12 protein-coding genes are annotated in these 16,373 nt (G+C 65.4%); 4 read left to right on the forward strand and 8 right to left on the reverse strand.

What is annotated here, in order from left to right; genetic code table 11:
* Positions 1 to 1,218: 1,218 nt before the first annotated feature.
* From ACIQUS_RS26525 to ACIQUS_RS26535, 3 genes are all read right to left on the reverse strand, one after another.
* A complete protein-coding gene (locus tag ACIQUS_RS26525; protein ID WP_403053947.1) occupies positions 1,219 to 2,556 on the reverse strand; it encodes a DUF1329 domain-containing protein in 1,338 nt (445 codons plus the stop codon).
* Positions 2,557 to 2,570: 14 nt separating this feature from the next.
* On the reverse strand, positions 2,571 to 4,391 hold the full coding sequence (locus ACIQUS_RS26530) for a DUF1302 domain-containing protein (protein WP_403053950.1): 1,821 nt from the start codon (positions 4,389 to 4,391) through the stop codon (positions 2,571 to 2,573).
* Between the two features lie 98 nt (positions 4,392 to 4,489).
* Positions 4,490 to 5,338, reverse strand: a complete 849-nt coding sequence (locus tag ACIQUS_RS26535; protein ID WP_403053953.1) for a helix-turn-helix domain-containing protein — start codon at positions 5,336 to 5,338, stop codon at positions 4,490 to 4,492.
* A 97-nt stretch (positions 5,339 to 5,435) separates the two neighbouring features.
* Here ACIQUS_RS26535 and ACIQUS_RS26540 point away from each other — a divergent pair, with 97 nt between their 5' ends.
* Both ACIQUS_RS26540 and ACIQUS_RS26545 read left to right on the forward strand, forming a co-directional pair.
* A complete protein-coding gene (locus ACIQUS_RS26540) occupies positions 5,436 to 6,356 on the forward strand; it encodes a LysR family transcriptional regulator (protein WP_403053955.1) in 921 nt (306 codons plus the stop codon).
* Complete coding sequence (locus tag ACIQUS_RS26545; RefSeq protein WP_403053958.1) at positions 6,353 to 7,360, forward strand: AraC family transcriptional regulator ligand-binding domain-containing protein; 1,008 nt, start codon at positions 6,353 to 6,355, stop codon at positions 7,358 to 7,360. Before ACIQUS_RS26540 ends, ACIQUS_RS26545 begins: the two co-directional genes overlap by 4 nt.
* A gap of 6 nt (positions 7,361 to 7,366) precedes the next feature.
* Here the strand turns inward: ACIQUS_RS26545 and ACIQUS_RS26550 are convergent, their stop codons facing one another.
* The 4 genes from ACIQUS_RS26550 to ACIQUS_RS26565 are packed head-to-tail and all read right to left on the reverse strand — an operon-like array spanning position 7,367 to position 11,995.
* On the reverse strand, positions 7,367 to 8,551 hold the full coding sequence (locus ACIQUS_RS26550; RefSeq protein ID WP_403053961.1) for an acetyl-CoA C-acyltransferase: 1,185 nt from the start codon (positions 8,549 to 8,551) through the stop codon (positions 7,367 to 7,369).
* A gap of 17 nt (positions 8,552 to 8,568) precedes the next feature.
* Complete coding sequence (locus tag ACIQUS_RS26555; RefSeq protein ID WP_403053964.1) at positions 8,569 to 8,997, reverse strand: acyl-CoA thioesterase; 429 nt, start codon at positions 8,995 to 8,997, stop codon at positions 8,569 to 8,571.
* Positions 8,998 to 9,029: 32 nt separating this feature from the next.
* Positions 9,030 to 10,811 (reverse strand): acyl-CoA dehydrogenase C-terminal domain-containing protein, encoded by a 1,782-nt coding sequence (locus tag ACIQUS_RS26560; protein ID WP_403053967.1) that lies wholly within the window; start codon positions 10,809 to 10,811, stop codon positions 9,030 to 9,032.
* Entirely contained in the window at positions 10,808 to 11,995 is a 1,188-nt protein-coding gene (locus ACIQUS_RS26565; RefSeq protein ID WP_403053979.1) for a 3-hydroxyacyl-CoA dehydrogenase family protein, read from the reverse strand. Before ACIQUS_RS26565 ends, ACIQUS_RS26560 begins: the two co-directional genes overlap by 4 nt.
* A gap of 129 nt (positions 11,996 to 12,124) precedes the next feature.
* On the opposite strand from ACIQUS_RS26565, the gene ACIQUS_RS26570 reads away from it, so the two are divergent.
* A complete protein-coding gene (locus ACIQUS_RS26570; protein WP_403053970.1) occupies positions 12,125 to 13,042 on the forward strand; it encodes a LysR family transcriptional regulator in 918 nt (305 codons plus the stop codon).
* 156 nt (positions 13,043 to 13,198) lie between these two features.
* Here ACIQUS_RS26570 and ACIQUS_RS26575 read toward each other — a convergent pair whose 3' ends face one another.
* Entirely contained in the window at positions 13,199 to 14,617 is a 1,419-nt protein-coding gene (locus ACIQUS_RS26575; RefSeq protein ID WP_403053973.1) for an amino acid permease, read from the reverse strand.
* A 186-nt stretch (positions 14,618 to 14,803) separates the two neighbouring features.
* Between ACIQUS_RS26575 and ACIQUS_RS26580 the strand changes: the two genes are divergently transcribed.
* Positions 14,804 to 16,210, forward strand: a complete 1,407-nt coding sequence (locus ACIQUS_RS26580) for a PLP-dependent aminotransferase family protein (RefSeq protein WP_403053976.1) — start codon at positions 14,804 to 14,806, stop codon at positions 16,208 to 16,210.
* The last annotated feature ends 163 nt before the right edge of the window (positions 16,211 to 16,373 follow it).

Raw genomic sequence — 16,373 nt, forward strand, 5'->3', positions numbered from 1 at the left:
CGCCAGGCTGCGATCGGTCGCGAAGCGACCGTAAGACCTGGCGACCTCAATCTGTCAGGCACAACGAGGTGACCGGATTGCGACTGCTGCGCAGTCGATCGCAGCCTCGTTCCTCGGCAGCGGCTATGGGGTGTAGCCGCTGCCGCCAGGCTGCGATCGGTCGCGAAGCGGCCGTAAGACCTGGCGACCTCAGTCTGTCAGGTACAACGAGGTGACCGGATTGCGACTGCTGCGCAGTCGATCGCAGCCTCGTTCCTCGGCAGCGGCTACGGGGTGTAGCCGCTGCCGCCAGGCTGCGATCGGTCGCGAAGCGGCCGTAAGACCTGGCGACCTCAGTCTGTCAGGTACAACGAAGTGACCGGGTTGCGACTGCTACGCAGTCGATCGCAGCCTCGTTCCTCGGCAGCGGCTACGAGGTGTAGCCGCTGCCGACAGGCTGCGATCGGTCGCGAAGCGGCCGTACAACCTGACGCCTTCAGTCTGTCGGGTACAACGAGGTGACCGGATTGCGACTGCTGCGCAGTCGATCGCAGCCTCGTTCCTCGGCAGCGGCTACGGGGGTGTAGCCGCTGCCGCCAGGCTGCGATCGGTCGCGAAGCGGCCGCAAGACCTGGCGACCTCAGTCTGCCAGGTACAACGAGTTGACCGGATTGCGACTGCTGCGCAGTCGATAGCAGCCTCGTTCCTCGGCAGCGGCTACGGGGTGTAGCCGCTGCCGCCAGGCTGCGATCGGTCGCGAAGCGGCCGTAAGACCTGACGACCTCAGTCTGTCAGGTACAACGAGTTGACCGGATTGCGACTGCTGCGCAGTCGATAGCAGCCTCGTTCCTCGGCAGCGGCTACGAGGTGTAGCCGCTGCCGCCAGGCTGCGATCGGTCGCGAAGCGGCCGTACAACCTGACGCCTTCAGTCTGTCGGGTACAACGAGGTGACCGGGTTGCGCCTGCTGCGCAGTCGATCGCTGCCTCGTTCCTCGGCAGCGGCTACAGGGTGTAGCCGCTCAGTGGCCATCGCCGGCGTTGCCAGCTCCCACAAGGCTTCGTGTGGGAGCTGGCGAAGCCTGCGATCGACTGCGCAGCAGTCGCAATGCCTCTACGGCCGCTTCGCAGCCTGGCGGCAGCGGCAGGGAATTGGCGTTCAGTGGCTATCGCCGGCGCTGCCGGCTCCCACAAGGGCTCGGTATACATCGCCCCTTGTGGGAGCGGGCTTGCCCCGCGATTTATTTGGCCCAGCGCCGCAGTTCGGACGGTGTGTAATCATCAGTCCTGGCCATGAACCCTACCCGCATCGGTGTCTTCTCCTCGTTGCTCAAGCCTCCGGCGTAATAGCGGCCGGAAATCAGGTCATAGGAAGTCTCCAGCACGTTGTAGGTGAAGTCATGATCGTAATGCTGGATGGCATGCAGTTCCGAACTGCGCCACAGCTCGCCGCGGCTGTCGTACTGATCGACCTGGGCGATCTGCCAGCTGTCTTCATCCACATAGAAGCGCCGCTTGCTGTAGATGTGCCGGGCTCCGGGCTTGAGCGTGGCTTCGACCACCCACACCCGGTGTTTTTCGTAACGGGTGTACGCCGTGTTGATGTGGTTGGGCTTGACCAGTTCGGCCAGGCTCAACGACCGGCTGCCCAGGCGGTAGCTATTGTAGGCGATGAACATCTCTTGCTTGCCGAGCAGTTTCCAGTCGAAACGGTCCGGTGCACCGTTGAAACCGTCGATGTTGTCCGCGGTGATCAGGCCGTTGCTGTAGCGCGCACTGTTGTCGTACGCCAGCATCGGCGCGCGCCGCACCCGACGCTGGGCCGGCAGGTACTGCCAGGCCGAACGCGGCTCGGCGACCTGGTCGACCGGCTCGTGCACCAGCACGGTTTCACCGGCCAGGCGCGCCGGCTCCAGCACCCGGCTCTTGAACATGAACAGCACATTGGCAGCCGGCTCCAGGCCACTGACCGCTTCGGCAAAACTCACCAGCGACTGCGCGCGGATAAAGCTCACCGCGCCGTTCTCACGCACCAGGGCAATGCTGCTCAAGCGCTCGAAGCTACCCCCGCGCCAGCGGGTCATGTGGTTCCACATCACCTCGAGGCCTTCGGTGGGCAAGGGAAAGGGAATGCCGCGCTGGTAGTCGTGCAGGCCATTGCCGCCGTCGGCCAGTGTGGTCTTGCCGGCATTGACGCGGCTGTCGGCCAGCACCTGGGTGGGCAGTCGGGCGCTGCGGTGGCTGGGGTACACCGGCATCTGGAAGCTGGCCGGGTAGCGCTTGAACATCGCCACCTGCCCCGGGCTGAGAAAGGCCTGGTACTGACTCATGTTCTGCGCGGTCAAGGTGAACAGGGGCTTTTCATTGGCGTACGGATCGCTGTAGCCGCCGTTGGCATCGAGATGCCCTGCGCCCTTGTCCAGGCCGCCGGTCCAGGCCGGGATGCTGCCATCGGCATTGCCGGCGCGCTCCGAGCCCATGGGCGTGAGGGTCTTGTCCAGCGCACCGAGGTCGTTGCTCTCGGCCAGCACCGAGGCGCTGACGCAGGTCAGGGCCAGTAACAGAGGATGGATTCGCATGGTTTTTGTTCTCCTTAGAAATCGACCTTGAAATTGACCGAGGCGAAGTCACGGTCATCCAGGGTGCTGTAGTCGTTGCTGCCAAAGAAGGCGTTGTAGGCGAGCTCAACGCTGTAGTCGTTGAGGTAGTTGGCGGTCAGGCTCAAGCCCAGGGCTTGCTGGCCTTCCTGGAAGGGGCCAAGGGGGTCGTAGGAATAGCCTTCGACGTCATGGCGCCAGTTGAGCGCCGGGATCAGGTTGACCCCCGGCAGCACGTCGCTGTATTCGAGGCTCGCGCGCAGGCGATAGCCCCAGGACCAGTCGGTGGCAAAGCCCTTGTCCGTGCAGTAGCGATTGGTCACCCCGGACGCCGGCGGATTGCAGGTGCTGCCATTGCGCGGGGCACTGCGGCCGAAGGCGGCGTTGCGCCCCAGGCGTTCGTCGCCCAGGCCGTCGATATGCACCACGCCCAGTTCTGCGAACAGGCTCAGGCGCGTGGCCCCCAACACATTGTCGATGGCCTGGGTCGCCGAGCCGGTCCACTGCCACACCCCTTTGCGCTCCCAACCGTCGAAGCGGTCGCCACCACGGTTGTCAAAATCGTCGGGCAACTGCACCCAGGCGCTGCCCGCAGCACCGGCCACCACCGCCGTGGTGACGTCCGGCGCGTTGTAGGCCAGCGGCATGTTCGGCCGGTAGCTCAGCTCGCTTGCCAGCGAGATACCGCTTGCGGGTTCGACAGCGGTCAGGCTGACGCCGTACAGGCGAATGTTCTCGGGAAATGCCGCCGCGTACGACGGCCCCTGCCCGCCTCCGGCAAAGGTGCCCGGCACGCTGGTATCACGGGCATTGAGGGTCAGGTACGGCATGCGCGAGTGGTAGTTGATGAAGTACAGCGCAGCCTCGGCATCGTTGAGCGAAGGCAACATCTGACGCAGGGCGAAACCGAACTGGCCGCTGTCCGAGGGCGACTCGTTGCCCCTGGGGCTTGCGAACAAACCGCTGGCCTGCATCTGCTGGTCGGTCAGTACCTGGCTCAGGTACAACGGCCCGCAGCCCGGCTGGATCACATCACTGACGGCAAAGAAGGTGCCGCACCCATCGAGTACGCTGGGGCGCCAGTTGTACTGGTAGAAACCTTCGAGGTTGAGGGTGTCGGACACGCCAAAGCTGAACGACAGCATCTCCACCGGCAACTGACCTTCCTTGATCTCTACCCCGGGCCGGTTGAACGCGGTGATATCCAGCGGGTTGATCACGTTGATGCCGTTCTGGATCAGCAGCGCCTCGCCCCAGGACAGCACCTGCTTGCCGAGCTTGATGCCCAACGGGTGCCCGGCCACCTGCAGGTCCTTCCACAGGTAGGCGTCCAGAGCCTCCAGACCCTGGAACCTGGCCAGGTCATCCCAGCCGCTGTCGTCGAAATCCTTGAAGCGGCCATCACGGGTTTCATAGGCATGGTCGTACCAGTATTTCAGCCGCAGGAAGGCGCCCTGCCCCTGGCCATCGAGGCTGAAGTCGGTCAGGCCTTTGAAGGTCTGCGAGATCGGATCGCCTTTCTCGAAGTTCAGCCGGTTGTCGTCGGCCGTGACACTGGCACCATCGGCATTCACGCCCTGAGCCTGCAAGGCATTGGCCCGGGTCATCAGGTGCCGGTCGGGGCTCTGGGTCGACCAGCTGCTGCCCAGGCTCAGGCTGCTGCGGGTGGTGAAGCTCCAGTCTTCGTTAATGTCGAAGGTGACCGCCTGGGCGGGTGCGGCGACTCCTGCCAGCACCGCCAGCCACAGCGGCGAGCCCCTTCGACCGGTACCGCGATACGGGCGCACGCGCGCCGTTGTCGAGCTTGTTGTTGTCATTATCGAGCTCCATGAGGATTACCCAGCCCGATAACGATGCCCAAGCCTCAGTCGCGCGGCGCAAGCGACGCACGACAAAAAACAATCATCGCCCGCCGCTATACCGCCAGCACGCCGGTCAGGCGAAACTGCTTGGGCGTGACCCCGAACTGCTTGCGAAAGGCACGGATGAAATTGCTCGGTTGCCGGTAGCCCAGGCGCTCGGCAATCCGCTCGATAGGCTGGTCGCCTGCCGCCAGCCAGTGGCGCGCCAGCTGCAGGCTATCCTTGCGCTCATCGGCCAGGGTCGTGCCCTGGCACTGGCGCAGCATGCGCTGGTGCAGGAAGGGGTTGGCACCGGGCAGTGGCAGGTCCAGGGCCTGGGGGACCAGGTGCAGGCTCGGCCAGTGCCCCTCGGCAGTGGCCACACCGAAGCGTTGCAACCATTCGCCCGCCGCCTGCTGGCGGGTCAGGCGGACCTGGCTGAACATCTGCGCCGGGGGCTTGCCGGCACGCCGGGCGATGTTGCGCACCAGGCTCAACACGGCGGCATCGAGCATGTAGTAATGCGGTTCGTGCCGATAGCGGCACAGGTGCAGGACCGCCGTACTGGCGGACGTGTCCAGCTTCACCTGCACGCAATTGGTCACCAGTGGCAGGTAGCGAATGAAGCATTCCAGGCTGGCGCGCACCGTGGCGGCCGAATCGAGCAGGATGTTGAGCCCCTGCAACGAGCTGGTGGCCATGCCCGGTACCAGCTCGCAACCGAAGCGGCGACCGGCACCGGCCTCTTCACAGGCGTACAACAGCTGCTCGACCGCCAGTGCCGGGACTTCATACTGGCCTTCGAGCCAGGCCCGGTGGATGCCGGCCTGCTCTGCCAGGTCGTCGACGGGCAGGCCACAGCCCTGGGCATGCGCCACCAGGGTGCGCAGAAAAGCGCTGGAGACAAAAGGTGCATCAGGCATGGCAGGTCACGAAAAAGGAACAGGCACCGATTAAAGCCAGCCGCTACACTATCGATCAAATGCATAATAAGTATCCGTAACATGCAAGGGGCGCATGGTGGACCTACGACAACTGCGTCACTTCGTGGCCCTGGCCGATTATCGCGGCTTCGTGCGCGCCGCCGATGCCGTCAACCTCAGCCAGCCGGCATTCAGCCGCAGCATCCAGACCCTGGAGCGTGACCTCGATTGTGTCCTGGTCGAGCGCGGCAACCGCGAGTTCCGCCTGACCGGCCAGGGCCAGTTGGTGTTGCAACACGCCAGACGCCTGCTGGCCGGCAGCCAGACCCTGCACAACGAGCTGCTGCAATACAACGGCCTGGAAGGTGGTGAACTGAACTTCGGCAGCGGCCCCTACCCGGCCCAGTTGCTGGTGCCCGAGGCCCTGGCCCAGTTTATCCACGACCACCCCTTGATCCGCGCCCGCTTTCACCTGGCGGACTGGGAGCAACTGGCGGTGTGGCTGCGCGAGCAACAGATCGAGTTCTTCGTCGCCGACGCCCGCGCCTTCAAGGACGATCCGCGCTACCAGGTGCAGGTGCTGCAGCCGCGGCGCGGGCGCTTCTTCTGCCGCGCCGGGCACCCACTGGCAGGGCGCGGGCCGCTCAAATTCAGCGCCCTGCTCGACTACCCGATCGCCGGCACGCGCATACCGCCGTTGATCCGCAAGATCCTCGCCCGCGCCCAGGGCACCCAGGACTTCGTCACCAGCGTCGAGTGCGCCCAGTTCGACGCCATACGCCGGGTGGTGCTGCGCTCTGACGCCATTGGCCTGGCCACCGCCGAGGCCCTGGACGAGCAGGCCGGATCGGCGCAGATCTGCCCGCTCAGTTTCGTCGACCTCGACAGCGACGACCCCGACCTGCAACTGCGCTACGGCATCGTCAGCCGCGCCGGCGACTCCCTGACCCCGGCGGCGCAGGCCATGATCGCCGCGATCCTGAACGTCGATCAGCAGTTGCGCGAGCGTCAGCCATGAACAGCGCGCCCAACGCCTTCTACGCGCCCACGCTGCTGCCCGCCATCGAGGAACTGCTGGCCCGGGGCGTGGAGGTGCACGCCATCGAGACGGTGTTTCGTCGCAGCCTGTTCGAATTGCGCACGCCCTTCTTGCGCGTGCCCCTGGTGCTGTCACGGCGCTTCTGGACCCTGGCCCTGGCGCAGACCCACGACCCGCTGATCGGCCTTGCCGCCGGCAAGCGTTTCGTCTCCACTGCCACCAACGGCCTGACCTACCTGTTCGACGTAGCCGCTTCACTGGAAAGCGCCTGCGCCTGGTTCGTGGCCTATTTTCCGTTCTTCAACGGCCACTTCCAGGCCCGCATCGAGCGCAGCGAGCAGCACGTCAGCCTGCGCCTGCACGATTGCGGCAGCCTCAAGGCCAGTGCGCCGATCACCGACTACATCCTCACCAGCCTGTTGAGCATGTTGCGCCGCAAGGTGGCGGCCAGCGGCGTGGACCGCGACCCGATCCTGGCGGTCGAGCTGGCCCACCCGGCCCCCGCGGACACCGGCACGCACCCACGCACCTGGCGCGCGCCGGTCAGCTGGGGCCACGCCGAGCATGGTGTTCACCTGGACCCTGTGTTGTTCAGCCAGCCCCTGGCACCGGGCAACCAGGCGCTGGAGCAGATGCTGGTGGAGGTGCTGCAACAGACCCGGGGCAACACCCGCCCGACCCTGCTGGAACTGGCCAGCGACCACCTGGCCGGGCACCTGGCCGACAACGAACGCTGGCCGCACTTCTGCGCCAGCCAGCACCTGCTCGAACGCACCGCAGCCCGGCGCCTGAAAGCGCTGGGCTGGCGCTTTTCCGAACTGCTCGACGAATACCGCCGCTACCGCGCCGAAGACCTCCTGCACGGCAGCGACCTGGAACTGGCGCAGATCGCCGACCAGCTCGGCTACAGCGATGTGCAGAGCTTTCACCGCGCCTGCCTGCGCTGGTTCGACTGCGCGCCCGGGGCCTACCGGGCACGCTGAAGGCGGTCACAGCACTTCGAACAACCCGGCCGCGCCCATGCCGCCGCCCACACACATGCTCACCACCACGTACTTGACCCCGCGGCGTTTGCCTTCGAGCAAGGCGTGGCCAACCATGCGCGCACCGCTCATGCCATAGGGATGGCCGATGGCGATGGCGCCGCCGTTGACGTTCAGCCGCGCCGGGTCGATGCCCAGGGTCTGGGCGCTGTACAGCACCTGGCAGGCGAACGCCTCGTTGATCTCCCACAGGCCGATGTCGTCGACCTGCAGGCCGTGCTGACGCAACAGTTTGGGAATCGCCAGCACCGGGCCGATGCCCATTTCCTCCGGCGCAAGCCCAGCCACGGCGATGCCACGGTACAGGCCCAGGGGCTTGACCCCGATGCGAGCCGCCAGGGCGCCACTCATCAGCACGCTGGCACTGGCACCATCGGACAACTGGCTGGCATTGCCGGCGGTGATGCAGCCGCCTTCGCGCACCGGCGCCAGCTGCTGCAGGTCGGCCAGGGTGGTCTGCGGGCGGTTGCCCTCATCGCGGGTCAGGCGCACGTCTTCATAGCTCACCACGCCAGTGGCCTTGTCGACGACTTTCTTGCGCGCCGTCACCGGCACGATCTCGTCGTCGAACAGCCCCGCCGCCTGGGCCGCGGCGGTGCGCTGCTGGGATTGCAGGCTGTAGGCGTCCTGGGCCTCGCGGCTGATGTTGTAGCGCCGGGCGACGATCTCGGCGGTCTGCAGCATCGGCATGTAGGCATGCTCGGCCATGCGCAGCACGGTGGCGTCCTGCTCGTCGGCGGCTGCCTGCATGTGCGGGTTCTGCACCAGGCTGATCTGCTCCTGGCCGGCACCGACGGTGACCTGCATGCCGTCGACCATGATCTGCTTGGCGGCAATGGCAATGGCCATCAGCCCCGACGCGCACTGGCGGTCGATGGTCTGGCCGCTGACCGACAACGGCAGCCCGGCCGCCAGTGCCGACAGGCGCGCCAGGTTGGTCGAGGCGGTACCACTCTGCATTGCGGTGCCCATCACCAGGTCGTCGATCTCACCCGGTTCGATGGCTGCCCGCTGCACGGCGGCGCGAATGGCCACGGCGCTCATCGACGGCGACTTGAAATCGTTGAAGGCACCGCGAAACGCCTTGGCGATCGGCGTGCGGGCGGTGGAGACAATAACGGCATCTTGCATGGCAAAGCACTCCAGGGTCAGTCACACAGCAGACGGCTCAATACCGTCCGCGCAGGTTGAGGTACAGGCACCGGCCGGTTGCTGGCGCGGTCGACGAAGACGTGCACGAAACGCCCGACCGCGCAGGCCTGCTGTTCGCCTTCCAGGAACACGCCCAGGGTGTAGTGCACCGAGCTGTTGCCCAGTTTGCTCACCGCCACGCCCACCTCGATACGTTGGGGAAAGGCAATGGACGCGAAGTAATCGCAGCTGGAACTGACGACATAGGCAATGACCTCGCCGTGCTGGATATCCAGCACGCCGGCGTCGATCAGGTAGCTGTTCACCGCGCTGTCGAAGAAGCTGTAATAGACGACGTTATTGACGTGGCCATAGACGTCGTTGTCGTGCCAGCGCGTGGTGATCGGCTGGAAATGGCGAAAGTGTTCGCGCAAAAGCAAGCTCATGGCAGGTTCATCTCACGGGGTCTGAGGGTGGATCACAGGGCGAAGTCGTCCTCGGGCAGGCTCATCAGGCAGCCTGCGCCGGCCAGCAGTGCCTCGCGGTGGGCGCCGGCCCTGGGCAGGATCCTGCGCAGGTAGAAATCCGCCGCCTGCAGCTTGGCCCGGTAGAACGCCGCCTCGCCACGGCCCGCCGCCAGGGCCGCACTGGCCGTACTCGCTGCCTGCAGCCACAGCGCGGCCAGCATCACATAGGCCGAATAGGCAAGAAAATCCACCGACACCGCGCCGATCTCCTGCGGATCGCGACGACAGGCTTGCAACACGGTGTCGGTCAGCCCACGCCACTCTTCAAGGCGGGGTGCGACACACTCGGCCAGTTCCGGCACGGCGCCGGCCTGATCCTGTTGCGCCGCCAGCTCATCGATCAGCGCATGGAGCTCTGCGCCGTCGTCACCCAGCACCTTGCGGCGGATCAGGTCCAGGGCCTGGACGCCGTTGGTGCCTTCGTAGAGCTGGGTGATGCGACTGTCGCGCATCAACTGCTCCATGCCCCACTCGCGGATATAGCCGTGCCCGCCATAGAGCTGTACGCCAAGGCTCGCCACTTCCTGGCCGCAGTCGGTGAAGAAGGCCTTGACGATGGGGATCAGCAACGCGGCCCGCCGTGCCGCGGCCTGACGCGTGGCGGCAGCGGCGGCGCCGTGCTCCAGGTCCAGTTGGCGGGCACTGTAGGCCGCCAGCATGCGGCATCCTTCAGTCAGGGTTTTCTGGGTCAGCAGCATGCGCCGCACGTCCGGGTGGACAATGATCGGATCAGCCGGCTTGTTCGGCGCCGCCGGGCCGCCAAGTGCCCGCGACTGCAATCGCTCGCGGGCATAGGCCAGGCCGCCCTGGAATGCCGCCTCGGCGATCCCCAAGCCCTGCAGCCCGACCTGGAAGCGCGCATCGTTCATCATGGTGAACATACAGGCCAGGCCCTGGTTCGCCTCACCCACCAGCCAGCCACGGGCGCCGTCGAAGTTCATCACACAGGTGGTGGCGCCCTTGAGGCCCATCTTGTGCTCCAGTGCGCCGCAGCCCAGGGCGTTGCGATCCCCCGGGGAGCCATCGCCGTTGACCAGGCGCTTGGGCACCAGGAACAGGCTGATGCCCTTGACCCCGGCAGGCGCGTCGGGAAGTCGGGCAAGCACCAGGTGGATGATGTTGTCGGTGAGGTCCTGATCGCCGCCGGTGATGAAAATCTTGCTGCCCGTGAGCCGGTAGCTGCCATCGGCCTCGGGCCGGGCGCGAGTGCGCAGCAGCGCCAGGTCGGTGCCGGCCTGGGGTTCGGTCAGGCACATGGTGCCGGTCCATTCGCCACTCACCAGCCGGGCCAGGTAGGTCTGCTTGAGCGCGGCGCTGCCGTGGCGGTCCAGGGCCAGCACCGTGCCTTCGGTCAGCCCCGAGTACGCGCGAAATGACAGCGAGGCGCCCATCAGCATCTCGTGAACACTGGCCGAGACCATCTGCGGTACGCCCTGGCCGCCAAAGGCCAACGGCCCGGTCATGCTCGCCCAGCCTTGCTCGACGTATTGTCGGTAGGCCTGGGGAAAACCGTCCGGAGTGATCACGTCGCCGTCCTGCAGGCGGCAGCCCTGCTCATCGCTGTTGCGATTGAGCGGCGCCACCACCCCGGCGGCAAAGCGTGCGGCCTCTTCCAGCACGCCATCGATGGTCTCGCGGTCCAGGCCGTTATCCAGTTGCTGGCAGTGACCTTGCACATCGAACAGTTCATGGAGCACGAATCGCATGTCGCGCAGCGGTGCCTGATAGTTCATACCCGGCCCTCCACGACATCGGCAAAGCCCTTGCCCGCCGCCACCAGCCGGCCGATCAGCGCGGCCGGTTGCCAATGCTCGCCGAGCATGCGCTGCAAGCGTTCGAGGCGATCCAGGACCTGCGCCAGGCCCTGGCCGTCGGCCCAGGTCATCGGCCCGCCCACCGCGGCCGGAAAGCCATAACCGTTGAGGTAGACCAGGTCCACGTCATGGCTGTTGGCGGCGATATTCTCCTGAAGAATTTTCGCCCCTTCGTTGACCAGCGCCAGCAGCGAGCGCTCGACGATTTCCGGGTCGCTGATGGACCGGCGCCGATAACCCAGGCCGCTGGAAATCTCCTTCACAAGCCCATCGACCTCGACATCCACTTCGGCCTCGCGGCTACCCTGGGCATAGCGGTAGAAACCGCGCCCGACCTTCTGGCCGAAGCGGCCCAGCTCGCACAGGGCGTTGTCCACCTGCACCAACGGGTTGTCCATGCCCTGCCCGGCCAGCTGGCGGGCGCGCCACTCCAGGTCGACGCCGACCACGTCGTACATGCGAAACGGCCCCATGGCAAAGCCGAAGTCCTGCAGCGCGCCATCCACCTGGCGGGGCAAGGCGCCTTCAAGCAGCATCTTGCGCGCTTCGTTGGTGTAGGTCTTGAGCATGCGGTTGCCGATGAAGCCATGGCAGTTGCCGGCCACCACCGCCACCTTGCCCAGGCGCTGGCCGAGCACCCGCGCGGCATCGAGCACGGTCGGCGACGTGTGTGCGCCGCGAACGATCTCCAGCAGCTTCATGATGTGCGCCGGGCTGAAGAAATGCAGGCCCAGCACCTGCCCGGGGCGCCCGGTGACCTGGGCGATGGCGTCGATGTCCAGGGCCGAGGTATTGCTGGCCAGGATCGCCGCCGGCTTGAGGGTGGCATCCAGGGTGCGGAAGATCTCCTGCTTGAGTTCGAGGTTCTCGTAGACCGCCTCGATCACCAGGTCCACGTCGGCCAGCGCCGCATAGCTGTCCACCGCCTGCACCCGTGCCAGGTTCTGCCCGGCCTGGGCCTGGCTGATGCGGCCCTTGACCACCTGCTGGGCCCAGGTGTCCTCGGCCACCTTCAGCCCCGCCGCCAGCACCTGCGTGTTGCTGTCGAGCCACAGCACCGGGATACCGGCACTGGCCAGGCTGATGACAATACCCCGGCCCATGGTCCCGGCCCCCACTACCGCAGCCTGCTGCACATCGATTCCCTTGCTCACATCGGCACTCCCGGTTCGGAAAGAAGGATTGCCGACACACTAGGCAGCCGCCTACTATTTGAGAAATTTCATTTTCATATGCCTGATATTGGCCCAATGAATATATCTACCTTCGACCTCAACCTGCTGCGGGTCTTCGACGTGCTGCTGCGCGAACAGAATGTTTCCCGTGCCGCCGAGCGCCTGGCCCTCAGCCAGCCCACCGTCAGCAACGCCCTGGCGCGCCTGCGCGAGCTGCTCGACGACCCGCTGCTGGTGCGCATTGGCCGGCGCATGCAGCCCACGCCCAAGGCCCTGGCCCTGGAAGGCCCGATCCGCGCCGCGCTGTTGCAGATCGAACAGACCCTCACCGTGGGCGACAGCTTCGACCCCGGGCAAAGCCGCCAGACCTTTCGCCTGGCCATGACCGACTTCGTCGAACAGTGGTGCATGCCGGCCCTGCTGCGCCGCCTGCAGGACCGCGCGCCGAACCTGCGCCTGGACGTCGCCCCGCTGGCGACCAGCCTGCCGATCGATGCCCTGGATCGCGGCCAGCTCGACCTGGTGGTGGGCCGCTTCAACGAGATCCCGGCGCGCTTCGTGCGCCATCTCTGGCGTAGCGAAACCCTGCAGGTAGCGGTGCGCAAGGGCCACCCGCAGGTCGGCGGCGACCTGGACCTGGAAACCTTCCTGCGCCTGCGTCACCTGTGGGTGTATGGCGGCCAGACGCGCGGCATGGTCGATCAATGGCTGGGCGAGCAAGGCCTGGTGCGGCAGATCGTCTACACCACGCCCAACTACCTGCAGGCGGCGCATCTGGTGGCGGAAACGGATCTATGCGTGGTGCTGCCCACGCAACTGGCCCGGCGTTTTGCCGACCTGTTGCCCCTGCAGCTGTTTGACTTGCCGTTCGCCCTGGAGGCGTTCGACACGGACGTGGTCTACCTGGCCCAGCGCGGACAAGAGCGGGCGCTGAACTGGCTGGTGGGGGAAATTTTGAGCATCGCCAAAGACTGAAGTAGCCGCTGCCGCCAGGCTGCGATCGGCTGCACGGCAGCCGCAATCCAGGCACCGCAGATGAGACTGACAGATCGGGTGCGCAGGCCTTTACGGCCGCTGCGCGCCCGATCGCAGCCTGGCGGCAGCGGCTACAGCCACCGCCAGGCGGGTGTATCAGGCGCGGGCCTGTTTCGCCGCCCGCACATGCAGTACCGCACCCATCAGTGCCACGACAATCGCCGCCGCACCGGTGGAGATCACCAGCACCTGGTAGTCAGGCACGAAGGCCATGGTCACCAGGCAGCCGATGATGAACACGATCACCAGGTAAGTCAGCCAGGGGAACAGCCACATCTTCAGGCGGATCTCCTTGCCTTCGGCTTCCAGCTTGCGGCGCAGCTTCAGTTGCGAGAAGGCGATCACCAGGTACACCAGCAGGGCGATCATGCCGGTGGTGTTCATCAGCACGTCCAGCACGTCTTTCGGACGCAGGGTCTCGCTGAAGTTGATCAGGGCGACGAACACCGCCACCGAGCAGGAGCCGATGATGGCGAACACCGGAACACCCTTGCCGGCACGGGTGATCTTGAAGAACGACGGCGCATCGCCACGGCTGGCCAGGGAGAACAGCATGCGCGAGGCGGTGTAGTGCGCCGAGATCAGGCAGCTGCTCACCGAGGTCAGGACCACGAAGTTCATCACGAACTCGGCGCCCGGGATGCCCAGCAGCTCCAGGGTACGACGGTAGGAACCGTAGCCCGACTGGCCCAGCAGCGGGTCATTCCACGGCACCAGGGCGACGATCAGGAAGATCGAACCGACATAGAACAGGCAGACCCGCCAGACCACCGAGTTGGTGGCCTTGACGATCTGCTCGGACGGGTTCTTCGACTCGGCCGCGGCGATGGTGACGATTTCGGCGCCGAGGAAGGCGAACATCACCCCGAGCATGGCCACCACCACCGACTCCATACCGTTGGGCATGAAGCCCTGTGCCGTGAGGTTGCTGATGCCGTGGACCTCGCTACCGGACCAGAGGTTGAACACCGCCAGGCTACAGACCACAAGGAAACAGATGATCGCCACCACCTTGATCAGCGCGAACCAGAACTCGAACTCACCGTAGTGCTTGACGTTGAAGAAGTTGACGCTGATCAGCACCAGGGTGGTGGCCAGGACGAAGGTGTTGACGCTGATCGACGGGAACCAGCCATGCAGGATCTTGCCCGCCACATAGGCTTCCCAGGCCATGAGAATGACCCAGAACCACCAGTACAGCCAGCCGATGGTAAAACCGGCCCAGCGGCCGATGGCGCGTTCGGCATAGGTGGAAAACGAGCCGGTGTCCGGCGAGGAGGTCGCCATTTCACCGAGCATGCGCATGATCAGCACCACCAGGATGCCACCGGCCAGGTAGGCCAGGATGGCGGCGGGGCCGGCGCTGTGGATCACACTGCCGGAGCCGACGAACAATGCGCCGCCGATGACCCCGGCGATCGACATCATGGTCAGGTGGCGTGACTTGAGCGAAGCGCTGAGCTTGCTCTCGTGTTCCACCTTGGCTGTGGAAGTGGATGTGGATGTTGCGTCCATCTGTAACTTACCTCGTGTTCTTTTTATAACTGGCGATAACAGACCCCTAATGTAAAAATGTCTGACAAAGAGAGCCATGCACAGCACGCGGTAAAATCCACTGCACTGTACAGGCCGCCCGACCAGTACACCCCCGTTCTCCTGCAGGCGCCCGGCGGTACGCACCCCTGAAGACACAGCTTTCCGATGCTTGAATTACGACCCGATGCAGCGCCGCCACTGGTCAACCAGATCATCAACGGCCTGCGTGAACTGATCGAGAACCAGACCCTCAAACCTGGTGCCAAGGTCCCCTCGATCCGCGCCTTCGCGGCCACCTACTCGGTCAGCACCTTCACCGTGGTCGAGGCCTACGACCGCCTGGTCGCCCAGGGATTGCTGGTCAGCCGGGGCAATGCGGGGTTCTACGTCAATCGCGCGGTGGTCGAGACCCAGGCCAGCGATCCTGTGCCAGGCAAGCCGGCGTTCAACTCCGAGTGGTACCTGCAAAAAATCTTCGAAAGCCGCCAGCTACCGTTCAAGCCGGGCTGTGGCTGGTTGCCCAACGACTGGATGTTCGAGGAAGGCCTGCGTCGGGGCATGCGCCAGGTGGCCAGCAGCATGCTGGAGCTCAGCGGCTACGGCGATCCCATGGGCCTGCTGGAGCTGCGCACCCTCACCGCACAGAACCTGCAGCAGGATCTGCGCATCGTCGCCAACCCGGCCCAGCTGATGCTCACCCACGGCGCCAGCCAGGCCCTGGACCTGGCGGTGCGCACCCTGGTGCGCCCGGGTGACGTGGTGCTGGTGGACGATCCCGGTTATCCCAACCTGATGAGCATCCTGCGTTTCCAGGGCGCGACCCTGATGGGCGTGCCGCGGACCCCGTACGGCTATGACCTGGACCAGCTCGAATGCCTGCTCGAACACCACCGCCCGACGGTGTTCTTCACCCAGCCGCACCTGCACAGCCCGACCAGCTCGCGCACGCCGCTGGCGCAACTGCATCGCCTGCTGCAACTGGCTGCCCGGTATGGCTTTCGCCTGGTGGAGAACAACCTGTACGCCGACATGATCGCCGAGCCCCTGCCCTGCCTGACCAGTCTCGACCACCTGCAGCAGGTGGTGTACGTGGGCAGCTACTCCAAGAGCATCTCGCCCAACGTGCGGGTCGGTTTCATGCTGGCCAACCCTGAATTGATGCAGCAGTTGCTGCAACTGAAGATGCGCTCGGGCCTGACCACCTCGCAGGTGATGGAGCGCGTGGTGTATGCCGCCATCACCGATGGCCGCTGGCGCAAGCACCTCAAACGCCTGCGCCAGCGCCTGGCCGAGGCCCAGCAGGAGGTCAGCCAGCAGCTGACCCGGCTGGGCTTCGAGCGTTTTGTCGAGGGTGATGAGGGCATGTACTTGTGGACCCGCCACCCGGCCATCGCCGACAGCGCGGCGCTGGTGGACGATGCCCTGGAACAGGGCATCATGCTGGGTCCGGGGCAGTTGTTCATGGTCGATTCACGGCCCACGGGCTGGATGCGTTTCAACGTGGCGTTCAGCACCGCGCCCGAGCTATGGGAGAAGCTTGAGCGCCTGCTGGTCAAACACGCACGCCGCTGATTTCCGATTTTGCTTTTGCTTTTGCTTTTGCTTTTGTCTTTGCTTCTGCTGTTCGGACATCGCCAGTTCAGACGACACGGTTCGTCCCTTCAGGAGGCTGAGTGGAGGTATTGCGTAGCCGGGTGCAGGCCATGGATGGCCTGCAAGCACCGCAGGGCCATGG

The sequence above is a fragment of the Pseudomonas sp. NPDC090755 genome, from assembly GCF_044769005.1.
Classification (GTDB): Bacteria; Pseudomonadota; Gammaproteobacteria; order Pseudomonadales; family Pseudomonadaceae; genus Aquipseudomonas.